This is a genomic window from Rhodococcus sp. NPDC003348 (assembly GCF_053589375.1).
On sequence record NZ_JBSFRT010000031.1, the window covers coordinates 1 to 15,046 of the forward strand.

Consider the following 15,046-nt stretch of genomic DNA (forward strand, 5'->3'; position numbering starts at 1 on the left):
TAATGTCACATTCGGTCACCTCAGGTGAGCGAATGTGACATTAGGGAACCCCCAGGGGCACCACGGGGTCAGGCGCGGGCGGTGGCGTAGAAGCTGCTGAGCGTCTGTGCCTTCAGGTCGTCGAAGTACCCGCCGTCGATGCTGTCCCGGATCCGGTCGACGAGGCGGATGGTGAACCGCTCGTTGTGGATCGTCGCGAGCGTGGACGCGAGCATCTCCTTGGCCTTGAACAGGTGGTGCAGGTACGCCCGCGAGTAGTTGCGGCAGGTGTAGCAGTCACAGTTCTCGTCGATCGGGTTGAAGTCCCGCTTGAACCTGCTGGTGTTGACGTTGAACCGGCCGTTCTCGGTGTACATCGCGGCGTTGCGCGCCACCCGCGACGGGTTGACGCAGTCGAACGTGTCGGCACCGTTCTCCACCGCGGTGAACAGGTCGTCGGGCTCGCTGATGCCGAGCAGGTGCCGCGGCTTGTGCTCGGGCAGTTCCTCGTTGCACCAGCGGACGATGGTGCCCAAGTTCTGCTTCTCGAGCGCACCGCCGATGCCGTAGCCGTCGAACCCGCGGCCGGTCTCGCCGACGATCGACTCCAGCCCGCGGCAGGCCTGCCGGCGCAGGTCCTCGTACTGCGCGCCCTGCACCACACCGAAGAGTGCCTGGTACGGCCGGTGTGTGCGCTGCGCGGTGAGTCGTTCGTGTTCGGCGATGCAGCGCACCGCCCACGCCTGCGTCCGCTGTACCGACTCCTCCTGGTAGGCGCGGGTGTTGAACAGGGTGGTCAGCTCGTCGAACGCGAAGATGATGTCCGCGCCCAGCTGGTGCTGGATGCCCATCGAGATCTCGGGCGTGAACCGGTGCCTGCTGCCGTCCCGGTGTGACTTGAACGTCACCCCGTCGTCGTCGACGTGCGCGAGCCGCTCCTTGCCCACCGCGATCACGTCGTCGGACTGGACGCCGACGGCCTCCATCGCGAGCACCTTCTTGAAGCCCACGCCGAGGGACATCACCTGGAAGCCGCCGCTGTCGGTGAAGGTCGGGCCCGGCCAGTTCATGAACCGGCCCAGGCCGCCGGCCTCGTCGACGATGTCCGGTCCGGGCTGCAGGTACAGGTGGTAGGCGTTGGCGAGCACCGCCTGCGCACCGGCCTCGCGGATCGTCTCCGGCAGCACCGCCTTGACGGTGGCGTTGGTGCCGACCGCGATGAACGCGGGGGTGGCGATGTCACCGTGCGGGGTGTGGATCGTGCCGGTCCGTCCGAGCTGTCCGGGGATCCGGGTCCGCACCGTGAAGAACGGATCGGGCGGCGTCGGCACTGCATCACTCACCTCGCCATCGTGTCACAGCCCCACAACGCCTCGTCCGCCACGCGGCGGAAGCCCGGAACGGGTGTGCTCGCCGACACCGCCCCGAAAACATGCGCACGAATGACGTCGCGGCGACACTCCCGCGAAACATGGCTGCACTAGACACTTCCCATGACCCACCCCGTGACACCCCACACCGATGCCCCGGTTCCCCCTGGATTGATCGACGCCTTCTGGCGCTACGACGCCGCTCTCCTCTCGAACGACACGCGCGAACTCGACTCGTTGTTCGAGCAGTCGGACCACACACTGCGCGCCGACGGCAACGGCATCCTCGAGGGCCACGCGGCGATCAGCGACTTCCGGGCGGCGCGTCCCGATCGGCCGACCCGCCGGATCACCCGCTGGTGGACACGGGTACTCGCCGACGACCTGGTCTACACCACCGCCGAGGTGCGGTCGGCGACCGGCGTAGCGGGACTGCAGACGCAGCTGTGGAGGCGTACCGCGCACGGGTGGCAGATCGCCGCGGCTCATGTCACCCCGCCGAGCAAGCCGGTCGAGAGCACCATCTGGCGCGTCGTGGGTTCGCCGTTGCTCGCCGGGGCGGGCGACGGCCCACTGTCCGGCGAGACGGCGGCGGTGAAGGACCTGTTCGCCGTGGCCGGCGTGGCGCGCTCCGGTGGCGTCAAAGCGTATCTCGCGGAACAGGATCCGCAGGCCGATTCGGCCGTCGCGGTGCGCCGGCTCCTCGACGCGGGTGCGTCCGTCACCGGCGTCACCCACACCGACCAGTTCGCTTTCGGGCTCGCGGGCCAGAACGCGGACTTCGGCACTCCGGTCAATCTGGCCGCCCCGACCCGCATCCCGGGCGGATCGACGAGCGGATCGGCCGCCGCCGTGCGGCACGGTTGGTCGAGCATCGGCCTGGGCACCGACACCGCCGGCTCGATCCGGGTGCCGTCCAGCTATCAGGGACTGTGGGGTTTCCGTCCGACGCACGGCGCGGTGAGCACCGACGGCGCACTGCCGCTGGCGCCGTCCTTCGACACCGTCTCCTGGCTGACCCGGGACGCCGCGACACTGATCGCGGTCGGACAGGTGCTGCTCCCCGACGACGACGCACCGGCCCCCACCGACACGGTCTGGTCGCCCGACGTGATCGGCCCGGCAGATCCACTGGTGCAGGACATTGTTCGCGACACCGCCCGCACCCTGAGCGCGCAGGAGCTTCCGCCGCTGCCGGCCCTCGCGGAGTGGACCGCAGCCTTCCGCACCGTGCAGGCGCACGAGGCGTGGGGGGCGCACGGCAAGTGGATCACCGCGCATCCCAGCGCGCTCGGCCCCGAGGTGAAGTCCCGTTTCCACGCCGGGAGCACGGTGACAGAGGCGGACCTGTCCGACGCCCGCGACACCCTGCGCACCGCGCGGACCACGCTGGCCGGCCTGCTCGACGGCCGGGCCCTGATGCTGCCGACCGTCGGCTCCGCCACGCCGCAGGTGAACGCCACTCCCGCCGAGGTGGACGCGCACCGGCAGTCGACGCTGCGGTTGACCACCCTGGCCTCGCTCACCGGCTTCCCCGCGGTCTCGATCCCGGCGCTCTCCCTGGACGGCGCCCCGCTCGGCCTCTCCCTGGTCGGTGCGGCCGGATCCGATCGCGGACTGATTGAGCTGGCCGGGCGAATCGGCGCAGAACTCGGCGCCTGACCAACGCGATCCGGCGCCGGGGACCGAGCGGACCGGTCCCTAGCGCCGAATCGCGCGGCGCACCATGCCGTACTCCGGTCCGTCGGGTACATGCGTCTCGAAGCCGCGGTAGAGGCGTTCGCCGTGCAGGGACATCCCGACGAGGCTGATCGTCAGCAGCGGACGATCGGCCTCGACGGCAAGCAGTTCCTGCACGGCCGGATCCGGAAGGACAGGCTTGAGGGTCGCCGACTCCCATTCCACCGGCACCCCGCGCAGGGTCGTGACCGACTCGAAGATCGAGTACTCGTCGTCGAACTCGACGCCCTCCCGCCGGCGCGCGGGCACCACGTCCTCGGCCAGGATCAGCGGACGGCCGTCCGCCAGCCACCGCTTGACCACCCGGAAACAGGACGCTCCGGGTGTCGATTCGAGGTCGCGGGCCTCCTCCTCGGTCAGCTCCGACCACTGCGCGCTGACGACGTCGACCTTCACCTCGTAGCCGGCCTCGACGAGCCGCTTGCTCAGCTCGTAGCTCTGGTCGATGCGGAACGGAACCGAGAGTGCGGCGACGTTCGCGAAGGTGCCCTGGTGCGCCCGCCGGGCGACCAGGCCCTGACTCTCGAGTCGCACCAGCGCTTCCCGCACCATGGGGCGACTGATGCCCAGCGCCTTGGCGAGTTCGAGTTCGGTCGGGAGGGGTACTCGCTGGGTGGCGGCCTCGCGCCAGATTCGTTCGAGCTCACCGCCGAACTCGTCGTCCCAGCTGTGTTCCATCGGTCCCCGCCCCTCCTTCGAACAGACCGGCTGAGTCTAAGCACTACCTTCGCAAAATCGTAGTGGCGCAACATGAATGTCATACCACGGATATGAATGGGTTACGACGTCGTCTTACGTTCTATTCACCCGCAAGAACGAGCGAAAGGAGCCGTCGTTGACCGGACCCGCCCACAGCCGCTCACCCGCCGGGACGCTCGAGCCGAATCTCCCCCGTCTCCCAGGAACACTCGTACACGTCGGGCAGCTCCTCGCCGTCGATCGCCCGGCGTGCCAGATCGACGAGAACCGGTGTGATCGCCGATCGTACGCTCGCCGAGTCCGCACCGACAGGGGTCAGGAAACCGTAGGTCGCGGCGCCGAGTTCCCGCGCCACCGCAGTCGCCGCGGCCCCGGGGGCGTCGACCGAGTGTGCGACGAGCGCGCACTCCAACTGCTCGACCAGGACCCGCGCTGCGTGCGGCCCCTCGTCCATCGCCAGGAAGCTCGACAGGTAAAGCACATTCACCCGGCGCGCTGGGTCCACAGCGGCCACACCGCGGACGAATCCAGCTGCCGCCCGTTGCTGGGTCGGCACCGGCGGGCCGGCGATGTAGCCGAGCGGCCCGTCGACCTCCTCCGCCGCGGCCCGGCCGGCATGCTCGGCCCCCAGCCACCAGCACCAGTCGACCATCGTCACCCGAGGTGGCGTCGTGAAGGTGTCCGGGGCCTGCGCGTACTCGGCGGGCACATCGGACAGGATGACCGTTCGCTTCCCATCAGCCAACCGCCGGGCCTCGTCGAGGTACTGGATTCCGTGCAGTACCACCACATCCCAGCCGTCGACGGTGTCGTCGACCGCGCCGACCACAACCTCCGCGTCCAGACCGGCCTCACGCCACGATGCCAACGCGCCCCAGGCCCCGTCCAACCAGCCCGCGTCGCCGCCGACCGCCGGTACCACCAGCCCGATCCGTGGACTGTTCATGTCCCGATCACACTCCGCTCCATGGGATTTGCCCTCACCTCGAAGTAAGGAAGAAAGTTGCCGAACATGCTGCCCATCCTAGAAACCTGTCCCAAGTCGATGCGGATCGGACCGTGCGGTGGCGTCTTCGCCGATGGTGGTTGCGAGATCCGGCCGAGCCGGGCCTGCAGCTTCCTCGACCTCGGGAAGGCCGAGGCCCGCTCGGCCGACGAGTCCGCCTTCGTCCCCGCCGCAGGCAGCCGTCCGGCACACCCGGCGGGCAGCAGCCTGAAGGCGACCCTGGACAGCGGCAAGTTCACGATCATCGCCGAGGTGAACGGCGCGGACAGTTCCGACGCAACGGAATTCGTCGACTCCTCCCGCGTCGTCGCGGAGGTGGCGGACATCGTCTCGATCACCGACCACTCCGGTGCGAACGTGCACATGGGCAACATCGCCGCGACCGCACACCTGCGCAACGCCGGCCTGGACGTGATGCCGACCTTCGGGTGCCGCGACCGCAACCGGATCGCGCTACAGGGCGATCTCCTCGGCGCGGCCAGCCTGGGCGTACGCAACGCACTGATCGTGACCGGAAACCATGTGGACGTGGGTGATTCGCCGGATGCCCGCGCGGTCTTCGATCTCGACAGCCCGCGCCTGCTGGCAATTGCCGACCGGCTGCGCACCGAGGGCGTTCTCGACAACGGCCGCGCGGTGGAGGTGGCGCCGGACCTCTACCTCGGCGCCGTGGTGCACCCCTTCGCCCCGCCCTACGACGACCGGCCCCGCCAGGCCATCCGGAAGGTGCGGTCCGGCGCTGATTTCATCATCTCCCAGCACATCTTCGACGTCGATCGCTGGCGGTCGTTCCTCGCCGAGGTCAACCGTCTCCGCGTCGGCGAGCGGCCGTTCCACCTGCTCGGCGGCATCGCGATCATGCCCAGCGAGACGATCGCCCGTCAGGTCAACGCCGGACTGCGCGGATTCTCCATCCCCGAAACACTGCTGACCCGGCTGCGTCAGGCCAAGGACCCGCAGGACGAGGGCATCGAGATCGCCGCCGAACTGCTCACCGAGCTGATCGAGAGCGAGGGTGTCTCCGGTTGCCTGCTGGCACCGGTGACCGGTCGGCAGAACGCGCTGGCGGCCTCGGTGGAGCAGTCCGAGCTGATCGCCGAGGTCCGGCGCCGCGCAGGCATCCCGGTCGGACGGGAGGCACTGGTATGACACGCGAGGTGATGAGCGTGACCGGCCCCGTCGACGTCGAGTCGCTGGGCGTGGTCATGCCGCACGAACACCTGATCGCCAACGCCCACACCCAGTGGATCTATCCCGAGGACCGCGGCGAACTCGACTACTACACCCAGGCCTACACCGCGCAGCTGCACGGCGGGGTTCAGCTCGAACCGTTCTCGTTCCGCTCGGCGATGCAGCAGCTGGACCTGGACGTGGCCCGGGAGGAGCTCGACAGCTACCTCGGCGCGGGCGGGCACACCGTGGTCGATCTCGGAATCCCCGGGTTCGGCCGAGATCCGGTGGCCCTCAAGGCGCTGTCCGAGCTGACCGGCGCCACGGTGATCATGGGCTGCGGTGAGTACGTGGAGCATTCGCACTCCCCGTACGTGAAGTTCTCCTCCGCCGAGGTGGTGCGGGACGTCCTGCTCGACGAGATCGAGAACGGCGTCGGCAACACCGGCGTCCGGCCCGGGATCATCGGCGAGATCGGCACCGGCAATCCGCCTACCGCGGAGGAACGCAAGGTCGTCCGCGGTGCGGCGCTGGCGCAGATGGAGTCCGGCCTGGCACTGAACCTGCACCGCACCATCTTTCCCGACCCGCTGGCCACGCTGCCGGTGGTGGACGAGGTACTGGAGATGGGCGTCGATCCCCGCAAGCTGATCGTCAGCCACTGCGACGAGCGACCGGAATCCGAGTTCGCGTTCGAGCTGGCTCGCCGCGGGTGCTGGGTGGAGCTCGACACCTTCGGCATGGAGCAGTGGGCGGTCTCGGCGCGCCGCGGGGACGACTATCCCCCGCGCTCGTTCGATCACCACCGGATCGAACTGCTGGTGGCGCTGCTCGACGCCGGCTACGGCGACCGGGTACTGCTGAGCCACGACATCGCGATGAAACCCCAGTTCACCCACTACGGAGGGTGGGGGCTGCGGCACCTGCTGCGCGGCATTCGCCCGCAGCTGGCGGCCCGGGGGATCACCGACGAGGTGTTCACCCGGCTCACGGTCGAGAATCCGGTTGCCGCCCTGGCCTGAGCCCCAAAGCCGAAGACACCGGCCGACGGCCGCGATTTCCCCCGAGGGAGGTCGCGGCCGTCCTGCTGTGCGTGCACCGCGACCACAGCCTCACGCACGAGCGGGTGCGGGCGGGACCGCGGCAGCCGGCGCGGACGGGTGCGGGCCCCGCGTGAACGGACGCGGTCGCGCAGACACCTCCACCCGTTCGGCCGGACCACCGCCACCGACGACGGCTCGGCCACCGACCAGTCCCATCCCCCGGTGGCCGATGTCAGCGGGTGCCGGTTGCCGGCACCCACGACCGCACCCCGCAGACGACCTCGCGTCGCCCCGGGCGACGAGGGAACGGGACGCCGAGGGAGGGCATCCGCACACGACGAGACCCGGCTGGGGTATCCAGCCGGGTCTCCGTCGGGTGTGAGTGTTCAGTTCTCGTGTTCCCTCGTGGTTCTCACTCGTCCTCGGGGACCGCGGACTCGTGCCAGCGGTGCAGCACCAGCCATTCGACGAAGCTGACGATCCCGAACAGGATCAGGGCGACGACGCTGGCGAGCACGACGGCCGCGAACAGTTCCGGGGTGCGGAGCTGATTGGCGTAGTGGGTGATCGCGTAACCGAGACCGCCTGCGCCGCCGCCGATGCCGGCGGCGAATTCGCCGACGATCGCACCGATCGCGGCCGAGCTGGCGGCGACCTTGAGCCCGGTCATGATCTCCGGCAGGGCATGCGGCACGCGTAGCGAGAACAGCTGCACGCGAGCCGGTGCGCCGGCCATCCGGTAGAGCTGGACGAGATTGCGATCGGTCGACTTGAGTCCCTGCAGGGTGTTCGCCGCGACCGGGAAGACCGCGAGCATCGCGGCGACCAGGGTGTTGGTGGCGATACCTGCCCCGAACCAGACCACCAGGATCGGCGCGACCGCGATGATCGGAATCGTCTGCAGGATCACGAGATAGGGGTAGATGCCGAGTTCGGCGGTCTTCCAGCGGCCCATGATCAGGGCGGTGGCGAAGCCGCTCACCGCGGCGAGCAGGAACCCGAGGTAGGCCTCCTGCATCGTCACCAAGGTCGGCTCGACCAGGTCCGGGGCCCGCTCGATCAGTGCGGAGACCACGTCCAGCGGGGAGGGCACCAGATAGGAAGGGACACCGGAGAGGGCGACCCCGCCCTGCCAGAGCGCGAGTGCGACGACGGCGAAGGCGATCGGGACGGCGACCTTGCGGCCCAGTCCCCTACGCGGTTTCGGCGCCGCGGGTTCGGTGCCCACGCCGTCCGGGGTGGTCGGCGGCGGTGTTTCGACGGGTGACTGCAGTGTCTGGGACATCGGCGGCCTCTCAGTGTTCGAAGGCCAGCAGGCCGGAGATCTCGGTGGTGAGGGCGTCGAGCGCCGCGAGGTCACGCGGGCCGCCGTCCTGGCGGGGCGGGCTGGGCGAGTCGATGATCCGGTCGATCCGCCCCGGACGGGCGGCCATGACCACCACCCGATGGGCGATGTTCACCGCCTCCTGGATGGAGTGCGTGATGAACAGGGCGCTGAACTGCTGCATCCGCCACAGGTCCAGCACGACTTCCGACATCTTCGCGCGGGTGAACTCGTCGAGTGCGGCGAACGGTTCGTCGAAGAACATGATCTCCGGCGAGCTGGTGATCGCCCGGGCGAGCGAGACCCGCATCTTCATACCGCCGGAGAGCTGGCGCGGCAGGGAGGAGGCGAACGGCGCCAGGCCGACCGTCTCGAGGGCCGCCGTGGCGGCAGCACGGCGTTCTGCCTTGGGCACGCCCTTGAGCTTGGCAACCAGTTCCGCGTTGCTCTGCACCGTGCGCCACGCCAGTAGCGTCGGATCCTGGAAGACGTAGGCCTGCTCCTGCGCACGCCGGATCAGCTGGCCACGACTCACCTCGGAGAGGCCCGCGGCCATGCGCAGGACCGTGGTCTTGCCGCAGCCGGAAGGCCCTACGATCGAGACGATTTCGCCCTTCTCGATGCTCAGGTCCAGCGGCGTGATCGCGTGGTACCCGTTGCGGAAGACCTTCTCCACTCCGCGGAACTCGAGCATGGGCTGCGGCGTCGGCACGGTCACGGGGTCCATCAGGGTTGCGGTGGTCATAGCCTCTCCTCGGGAGTCGTCTGTCCGGGCGGGGGATCCGTCCGTCGGGGCGGAAGTCGTCAGGGGGATCCGCCCGCCGAGCGGTCAGAACTCGATGTGCTCGTAGGAGCCTTCGGGGGCCACCGGACGGGTGTCGAGCGGTGCGATGTCCGGGGTGACGGTCAGATCGGCGACGTCCTCGACTGCGATGTCCTGCTTGATGACACCCAGCTTCTTCATCTGCTCGATCAGGGTGGACCAGCGCTCTTCGGTCATCGCACCGATCTTCGCCTCGCCCTCGGCGGTGAGCACATAGTCTCGCTGCGCGTTCCACTCGAACCACAGCAGGTCCGGGGACAGTTCCTTGTCGACCTCGGTCATCAGGTGGTCGTTGACCTTCTGCGCGACGTCGAGGTCACCCATGTAGTCCCGCCAGCCCTTGTTGCTGGCCTCGACGAACGCCTCGACGACGTCACGGTTCCCGTCGAGGTAGTCCTCGGTCACGTAGGTGACGGTGTTGTAGGGGTTGAACCCCGTGTCGGCGAAGGGCAGGAACTTGACCGCGAGGTCGCCCTCCTTGTGCGCGACGTACGGTTCGTTCACGGCGATGCCCTGCTGGACGAGCTTGTCGTCGCGGATGAAGTTCGCGAGGCTGCCGGTGTACTGCATCTGCTTGAAGTCGATGCCGTACTCCTGCTTGACCCAGTCGGCGCCCAGGACGCCCGGGGAGTTGACCCAGGTCAGGCCGTCGGTCTTCTCGAAGCTGTCGATACCGGAGTCGGCGTGCACCATCATGCCGGTGATGCTCTTCTGGATGATCGCGTTCACGGCCTTGAGCGGGATGCCTTCCTCCTGGGCCTGCACGATCTCGTTCGCGCCGCTGCCGGTGATACCGAAGTCCGCGCGACCGGAGGCCACGAGCTGGGTTCCGGAGACCTGGGGTCCGCCCGGCTCGATCTTCACGTTCAGGCCGGCCTCCTCGTAGTAGCCCAGCTGCTGGGCCGCGTAGAAGCCGCCGCTCTCCGCGTTGGGGTACCAGCCGAGCACCACGGTGACATCGGTCAGTCCGCCGTCTGCCGCAGGTTCCGACGATCCACTCGAACAGGCGGACAGCGTCAGCGCGGACGCGAGAACGGTTGCGGCCAGGACACGTTGGCGCGCCATTTTGAACACTTGGTTCTCCTCTGTGGAAGGGCACCGGATTGCGCCACTTGACCTTTCGGTGGGACCGATCGTAAAACCACGCTGTAACGCAACTTTCTCCACAGCATTACGTCGACATTTCCTGCGTTAATTCCCTTCACCACAATCGGTTTCGCATCCACCACTTGCGCCGCGTAGTGAACCGGACCACATTCCGGGGCGGCGCGCGTCGCCGCGGTAAAGGTCGTGTTACGGGTCGTTTACATCGCGGTCTGACAGCCCGGAGGGCGTATACGGTCGGGAAGCGGCGCGCCGGCACCCATGCGTCCCGCACTCGGCGAGAAGGAGAATCCCGTGGCTGATGCCCCCATTCTGAAAAACCTGGACGACCTTACGGCACACCTGATTTCGCCCGAGGACAGCGTCAAGCTGGTACCGCTCGCAGGCCCCGGGGACGGCTCCCCCTCCAGCGTCTTCTTCGAGATCTGGGAGCCCGGGGGTGCCCAACCGGACAACTCGCACCCGGACTCGGTCGAGATCTTCGTCGTCCTGTCCGGCGAGGCGCAGGCGCACAGCGACGAGCACACCGTGCCGCTCCGCCAGGGTGACGTACTGATCCTGCCCAAGGGTTCGGTTCACAAGATCCGCAACACATCCGAGACCGAACGCCTCTACACGGTGACGATCATGACCGTCGATGCCGAGGGCTCGATGACGAACGGATTCGAGCACCTGGTCGTCAACGGCACCCCCACCGTCCTCGACGAGCGGGACAAGGCAGCGATCTTCGCGAACTTCGTTCCGCGGGTGCTCGTGTGACGCGCGTTCCCCTTCTCGCCCACCTGCCCACCACCAGAATCGACGACCTCGACCGCGAGAACGCGGTCGTCGTCCAGCCGATCGGCGCGGTGGAACAGCACGGCCCCCACCTTCCCGTCGGGACCGATGCCGTTCTCGCCGAACACATTGCACGAGAGGGCGCGAGCCGATCCACGGCGCCGGCATGGGTGCTGCCGACACTCTCCTACGGCACCTCGAACGAACACCTCGGCTGGACCGGCACCGTGTCACTGGACACCGCCACCCTGCTCGCCGTCGGGCGGGACATCGCCCGCTCGGTGCACGCCTCCGGCTTCACCCGGCTGGTGTTCGTCAACGGCCACGGCGGCCAGACCCACCTGCTGTCGATGCTCGCCCGCGACATCCGGGTCGAGTTCGGTCTGCAGGTGGTCAACGTGATGCCCGGACAGCTGGGCGTGCCGGAGGACGTGACCGTCGCCGATGCCGAGTGGGGCATCCATGCCGGCGAGCTCGAGACCAGCATGATGATGCACGTCGCTCCCGACCTGGTCGACCTGGAGGCCGCCGTCGTCGGCGGCATGTCTGCCCACGAACTCTTCACCGCCTCAACGCTTCTCACCATCGAGAACGGAATCTCCCCGGCCTGGACGACCGACGACATCTCGCCGGAGAACGGCGTCATCGGCGACCCGCGGAGGTCGTCGGCCGAGCTCGGCCGCGCGGTCGTGGAGCACCAGATCGACCGGCTCGCCGACGCGCTGACCGAGATCAGCACCTTCGCCTTCCCGACCCCCCGTTCCCGAGGACTCTGATGGCCCCCATGCAAACCTGGATCCGCACACCGGATCACGTGGACCTCCACCCCACCCCGCCCGCGCCGGTGCGGGTGGACCTGCCCGCGCTGCCGCAGTCCCTCACCCTCGACCTGACGCGCACCGCACTCGTGGTGATCGACATGCAGAACGACTTCTGCCATCCGGACGGCTGGCTCGCCGGGATCGGCGTCGACGTCAGCGGACCGCGCGCCGCCATCGCCCCGTGCGCGGCACTGACCGCCGCCGCCCGCTCCTCGGATGTTCCTGTGGCGTGGGTGAACTGGGGCAACAGGCCGGATCTGGCGAACCTGCCCGCCGGCGTCGTGCACGTCTACGACGGCGACGGCACCGGCGGCGGCATCGGTGACCGGGCCGGCCGCAGCGACGCGGTGCTGACCCGCGGCAGCTGGGGCGCCGCGGTGGTCGACGAGCTGACCGTCGAGCCCGGCGACGTCGCCGTCGACAAGTACCGGATGAGCGGGTTCTTCGACACCGAGCTCGACAGCGTGCTGCGACTGCGCGGGGTCGACACCCTGCTGCTGGCGGGCGTGAACGTCGACCAGTGCGTCCTGGCGACCCTGATGGACGCCGCGGGCCTGGGCTACAACGTCGTTCTCGTCGAGGGGGCCGCGACGACCTCCTCCCCCGAATTCTGTGTTCAGGCAACCCTGTACAACACCCGGCAGTGCTTCGGGTTCACCGCAGGCTGGGCCGACACACTGGCCGCCCTCGGGCAGGCCGCACGGTGACCGCCCGTTCCGCCTCCGTCCTGGTCGCCGACGCGCTGCTGATCCCGGTGGACCCTGACCTGCCGGAGTACCTCGAGGACGGCTGGCTGCTGGTCGAGGACGGTGTCGTGGCCGACCTGGGGTCGGGCACACCGCCCGCGGTCGGCCCCGAGGTCGCCCGGCTGGACGCGGCGGGCTCGATCGTCGCGCCGGGCTTCGTCTCCTCGCACAGCCACCTGTTCACCAGCGGGCTGCGCGGGGTGGCCAGCGACGAGACGCTGTACGGCTGGGCGGGTGCCACGATGGGCGCCACCCGGGACGCCACTCCCGAGGACATCTACTGGGCGACGCTGCATGGGTCGCTCGACTTCCTCGGTGCCGGGGTGACCACCGCGTTCGACTTCACCGACTCCCGCGAACCGTGGTCGGAGATGGTCGCCGGCAAGCGATCCGAGCCTGCTCCGGAGTCGCTGCGGCCGGTCGAGTACATCCTGCGCCAGATCGACGCCAAGCACGACGCCGGCATCCGGTTCGTCAACGCCACCCGGCCGGACTCCGACATCGGCACCGCCGAGGAGATCGTCGAGCGGTTCCGGCCGACGGTCGAGTACCTCGACCGGCTGGACCCGCGATTCGCGCTGGGCGCCGCCGTCTTCGGTGGTGTGCAGTGGGCCCGGAACCGGGACGCCGCCGAGCACGAGGTGACCCTGATGCGCGAGTTCGGCATCGTCAACCAGGCACATTTCCTGGAGACCGCCGAAGCACTCGACCACCAGCTCGACCGATTCTCCTGGTACGACGAGGCCGGGGCACTTGGTCCGGACTTCATCTTCGGGCACTTCGTCCAGGCCACCGACGAGGTGATCGCGCGCACCGCCCGGGCCGGTGCCCGGATGAGCTGGCAGGCCACCGCCAACGGTCGCCTCGGTTCCGGGGTCGCGCCGATCCCGGAAATCCTCGCAGCCGGCATCGAGATCGGACTGGGCCTGGACGACCAGGCCTGCTCGGACCTGGCCGATCCCTGGCAGAACATGCGGATGGCCGCCTACAGCGTGCGCGCCGCCCGCCGGGACGCCCGAGCGGTCAGGATCCGGCAGGTCCTGCACATGCAGACCCTCGGCGCGGCCCGCATCCTCGGAGTCGACGACCGGGTCGGCAGCCTCACCCCCGGCAAGTACGCGGACTTCGTCGTGGTCGACCCCACCGCCCCGGACGTCGGTCCGCTGTGGAATCCGGTCGACGCCTATGTCCTGGCGTGCGGGCTGCGGAACCTGCGCGGGGTCTACGTCGGCGGGGTGCGGGTCGGCGACGGAATGCGCAGCCTGCACCCGCTGGCCCGGCAGGCGGGCCAGGAAATCCGCGCGCGCAGGCACGCCATCACCCCCTTCCACTGACCCACTTCCCCGGCCGCAGGAGCGGCGCCCTCGAGAAAGCGACACCGCCATGCTCAATCCCGGTGCGGGACCGATTCGTTCGAACCTCTACCTGCCCTCCACCCTGGACAACGTGCTGTGGGGTCGGCTGCCCTGCCGCACCGATCGGGCCGTACTCTCGATCGACTCGGGCAGCGAGGTCACGATCGACACGATCAGCCACGAGGGCATCCTCGAGGACCAGGGCCGCGACCCCAAGGCCTTCTTCGGGGCCCATGGCGTCGAGGGGGTGCTCGACGATGCCGTCGCGCTCGCGGCCAGCGAGTACCCCCGCACCTTCGGCGTGGACGGCCCGCACGTGGTGACCGGTCCGATCGAGATCCGCGGGGCGCAACCGGGGGACGTGCTGGCGATGCGGGTCGTCGAGACCCTGCCCCGGGTGCCCTACGGGGTGATCTCCAACCGGCACGGCAGGGGTGCGCTGCCCGGCGAGTTCCCGCTGTCCGGTGACGTGTTCAGCGTGTTCGCCGCACTCGACGAGAACGATCCCTCGCGGGCCCGGGTCCCGTTCGGGCCCGACGACGCGCGCGCCGCCTCGTTCCCGGTGGCCCCCTTCCTCGGAACGATGGGGGTGGCCACGGACACCGAGACCCGGGCGCACTCGGTGCCGCCGGGACCGCACGGCGGCAACATCGACATCAATCTGTTGACGGCCGGCTCGACCCTCTACCTGCCGGTGCAGGTGCCCGGGGCGCTCGCCTACATCGGCGACCCCCACTTCGCGCAGGGCGACGGCGAGGTGGCGCTCACCGCGCTCGAAGCATCGCTGCGCGCCACGATCCGATTCGACGTCATCCCGCGCGAGGAGGCTCTCGACGCGTTCGGTGCCCTGGTCGGCCCCGTCGCCGAATCGACCGAGTACCTGATCCCCACCGGTCTCGACGAGGATCTCGATGTCGCCATGCAGAACTGTGTGCGGGCGGCGATCGCCCTGCTCGATGCCCGCTACGGCATGGACCCTCGCTACGCCTACGCCTATCTTTCCGCGGCAACGGATTTCAACATCTCCCAGGTGGTCGATGTCGTGAAGGGCGTGCACGCACGAATTCGCAAGAGCAGCTTCGCGTGACG

The 15,046-nt window shown here is 69.0% G+C and carries 14 protein-coding genes; 8 read left to right on the forward strand and 6 right to left on the reverse strand.

The features are described from left to right. Positions 1-68: 68 nt before the first annotated feature. A complete protein-coding gene (tgt, locus tag ACWDU4_RS19425; protein ID WP_450115555.1) occupies positions 69-1,322 on the reverse strand; it encodes a tRNA guanosine(34) transglycosylase Tgt in 1,254 nt (417 codons plus the stop codon). A 150-nt stretch (positions 1,323-1,472) separates the two neighbouring features. Here tgt and ACWDU4_RS19430 point away from each other — a divergent pair, with 150 nt between their 5' ends. Continuing rightward, on the forward strand, positions 1,473-3,011 hold the full coding sequence (locus ACWDU4_RS19430; RefSeq protein WP_450115556.1) for an AtzH-like domain-containing protein: 1,539 nt from the start codon (positions 1,473-1,475) through the stop codon (positions 3,009-3,011). 39 nt (positions 3,012-3,050) lie between these two features. On the opposite strand, the gene ACWDU4_RS19435 is transcribed toward ACWDU4_RS19430, so the two are convergent. Together ACWDU4_RS19435 and ACWDU4_RS19440 are read right to left on the reverse strand one after the other, a co-directional pair. Further along, entirely contained in the window at positions 3,051-3,767 is a 717-nt protein-coding gene (locus ACWDU4_RS19435) for a GntR family transcriptional regulator (protein WP_450115557.1), read from the reverse strand. A 181-nt stretch (positions 3,768-3,948) separates the two neighbouring features. Further along, on the reverse strand, positions 3,949-4,734 hold the full coding sequence (locus ACWDU4_RS19440) for a BMP family ABC transporter substrate-binding protein (protein ID WP_450115558.1): 786 nt from the start codon (positions 4,732-4,734) through the stop codon (positions 3,949-3,951). A 66-nt stretch (positions 4,735-4,800) separates the two neighbouring features. Here ACWDU4_RS19440 and ACWDU4_RS19445 point away from each other — a divergent pair, with 66 nt between their 5' ends. Together ACWDU4_RS19445 and ACWDU4_RS19450 are read left to right on the forward strand one after the other, a co-directional pair. After that, positions 4,801-5,943: a methylenetetrahydrofolate reductase C-terminal domain-containing protein gene (locus tag ACWDU4_RS19445; protein ID WP_450115559.1), complete on the forward strand. Its 1,143-nt coding sequence runs from the start codon at positions 4,801-4,803 to the stop codon at positions 5,941-5,943. Further along, positions 5,940-6,986, forward strand: coding sequence for a phosphotriesterase family protein (locus ACWDU4_RS19450; protein WP_450115560.1), 1,047 nt, complete (start codon positions 5,940-5,942; stop codon positions 6,984-6,986). Before ACWDU4_RS19445 ends, ACWDU4_RS19450 begins: the two co-directional genes overlap by 4 nt. A gap of 433 nt (positions 6,987-7,419) precedes the next feature. On the opposite strand, the gene ACWDU4_RS19455 is transcribed toward ACWDU4_RS19450, so the two are convergent. The 3 genes from ACWDU4_RS19455 to ACWDU4_RS19465 all read right to left on the reverse strand — a co-directional run bounded on the left by ACWDU4_RS19455 (position 7,420) and on the right by ACWDU4_RS19465 (position 10,219). Beyond that, a complete protein-coding gene (locus ACWDU4_RS19455; protein WP_450115561.1) occupies positions 7,420-8,292 on the reverse strand; it encodes an ABC transporter permease in 873 nt (290 codons plus the stop codon). 10 nt (positions 8,293-8,302) lie between these two features. Then, positions 8,303-9,076 (reverse strand): ABC transporter ATP-binding protein, encoded by a 774-nt coding sequence (locus tag ACWDU4_RS19460; protein ID WP_450115562.1) that lies wholly within the window; start codon positions 9,074-9,076, stop codon positions 8,303-8,305. An 84-nt stretch (positions 9,077-9,160) separates the two neighbouring features. Then, positions 9,161-10,219, reverse strand: coding sequence for an ABC transporter substrate-binding protein (locus tag ACWDU4_RS19465; RefSeq protein WP_450115563.1), 1,059 nt, complete (start codon positions 10,217-10,219; stop codon positions 9,161-9,163). A 333-nt stretch (positions 10,220-10,552) separates the two neighbouring features. Here ACWDU4_RS19465 and ACWDU4_RS19470 point away from each other — a divergent pair, with 333 nt between their 5' ends. Genes ACWDU4_RS19470 through ACWDU4_RS19490 form a run of 5 tightly spaced genes read left to right on the forward strand, consistent with a single transcriptional unit; the run spans position 10,553 to position 15,044 of the window. Continuing rightward, positions 10,553-11,017, forward strand: coding sequence for a cupin domain-containing protein (locus ACWDU4_RS19470; RefSeq protein WP_450115564.1), 465 nt, complete (start codon positions 10,553-10,555; stop codon positions 11,015-11,017). Then, positions 11,014-11,811, forward strand: coding sequence for a creatininase family protein (locus ACWDU4_RS19475; RefSeq protein ID WP_450115565.1), 798 nt, complete (start codon positions 11,014-11,016; stop codon positions 11,809-11,811). Before ACWDU4_RS19470 ends, ACWDU4_RS19475 begins: the two co-directional genes overlap by 4 nt. Continuing rightward, positions 11,811-12,563, forward strand: coding sequence for a cysteine hydrolase family protein (locus tag ACWDU4_RS19480; RefSeq protein WP_450115566.1), 753 nt, complete (start codon positions 11,811-11,813; stop codon positions 12,561-12,563). Before ACWDU4_RS19475 ends, ACWDU4_RS19480 begins: the two co-directional genes overlap by 1 nt. Continuing rightward, positions 12,560-13,936: an amidohydrolase family protein gene (locus tag ACWDU4_RS19485; RefSeq protein ID WP_450115567.1), complete on the forward strand. Its 1,377-nt coding sequence runs from the start codon at positions 12,560-12,562 to the stop codon at positions 13,934-13,936. The genes ACWDU4_RS19480 and ACWDU4_RS19485 overlap by 4 nt, the downstream gene beginning before the upstream one ends. Positions 13,937-13,985: 49 nt before the next feature. Continuing rightward, positions 13,986-15,044, forward strand: coding sequence for an acetamidase/formamidase family protein (locus ACWDU4_RS19490; protein ID WP_450115568.1), 1,059 nt, complete (start codon positions 13,986-13,988; stop codon positions 15,042-15,044). Positions 15,045-15,046 lie beyond the last annotated feature (2 nt).

Bases quoted from the DNA above. Each gene is read 5' to 3' on its own strand.
- ACWDU4_RS19430 (WP_450115556.1), top strand. From the start codon at position 1,473: ATGACCCACCCCGTGACACCCCACACCGATGCCCCGGTTCCCCCTGGA.
- ACWDU4_RS19435 (WP_450115557.1), bottom strand. From the start codon at position 3,767: ATGGAACACAGCTGGGACGACGAGTTCGGCGGTGAGCTCGAACGAATC.
- ACWDU4_RS19440 (WP_450115558.1), bottom strand. From the start codon at position 4,734: ATGAACAGTCCACGGATCGGGCTGGTGGTACCGGCGGTCGGCGGCGAC.
- ACWDU4_RS19445 (WP_450115559.1), top strand. From the start codon at position 4,801: ATGCTGCCCATCCTAGAAACCTGTCCCAAGTCGATGCGGATCGGACCG.
- ACWDU4_RS19450 (WP_450115560.1), top strand. From the start codon at position 5,940: ATGACACGCGAGGTGATGAGCGTGACCGGCCCCGTCGACGTCGAGTCG.
- ACWDU4_RS19455 (WP_450115561.1), bottom strand. From the start codon at position 8,292: ATGTCCCAGACACTGCAGTCACCCGTCGAAACACCGCCGCCGACCACC.
- ACWDU4_RS19460 (WP_450115562.1), bottom strand. From the start codon at position 9,076: ATGACCACCGCAACCCTGATGGACCCCGTGACCGTGCCGACGCCGCAG.
- ACWDU4_RS19465 (WP_450115563.1), bottom strand. From the start codon at position 10,219: ATGGCGCGCCAACGTGTCCTGGCCGCAACCGTTCTCGCGTCCGCGCTG.
- ACWDU4_RS19480 (WP_450115566.1), top strand. From the start codon at position 11,811: ATGGCCCCCATGCAAACCTGGATCCGCACACCGGATCACGTGGACCTC.
- ACWDU4_RS19490 (WP_450115568.1), top strand. From the start codon at position 13,986: ATGCTCAATCCCGGTGCGGGACCGATTCGTTCGAACCTCTACCTGCCC.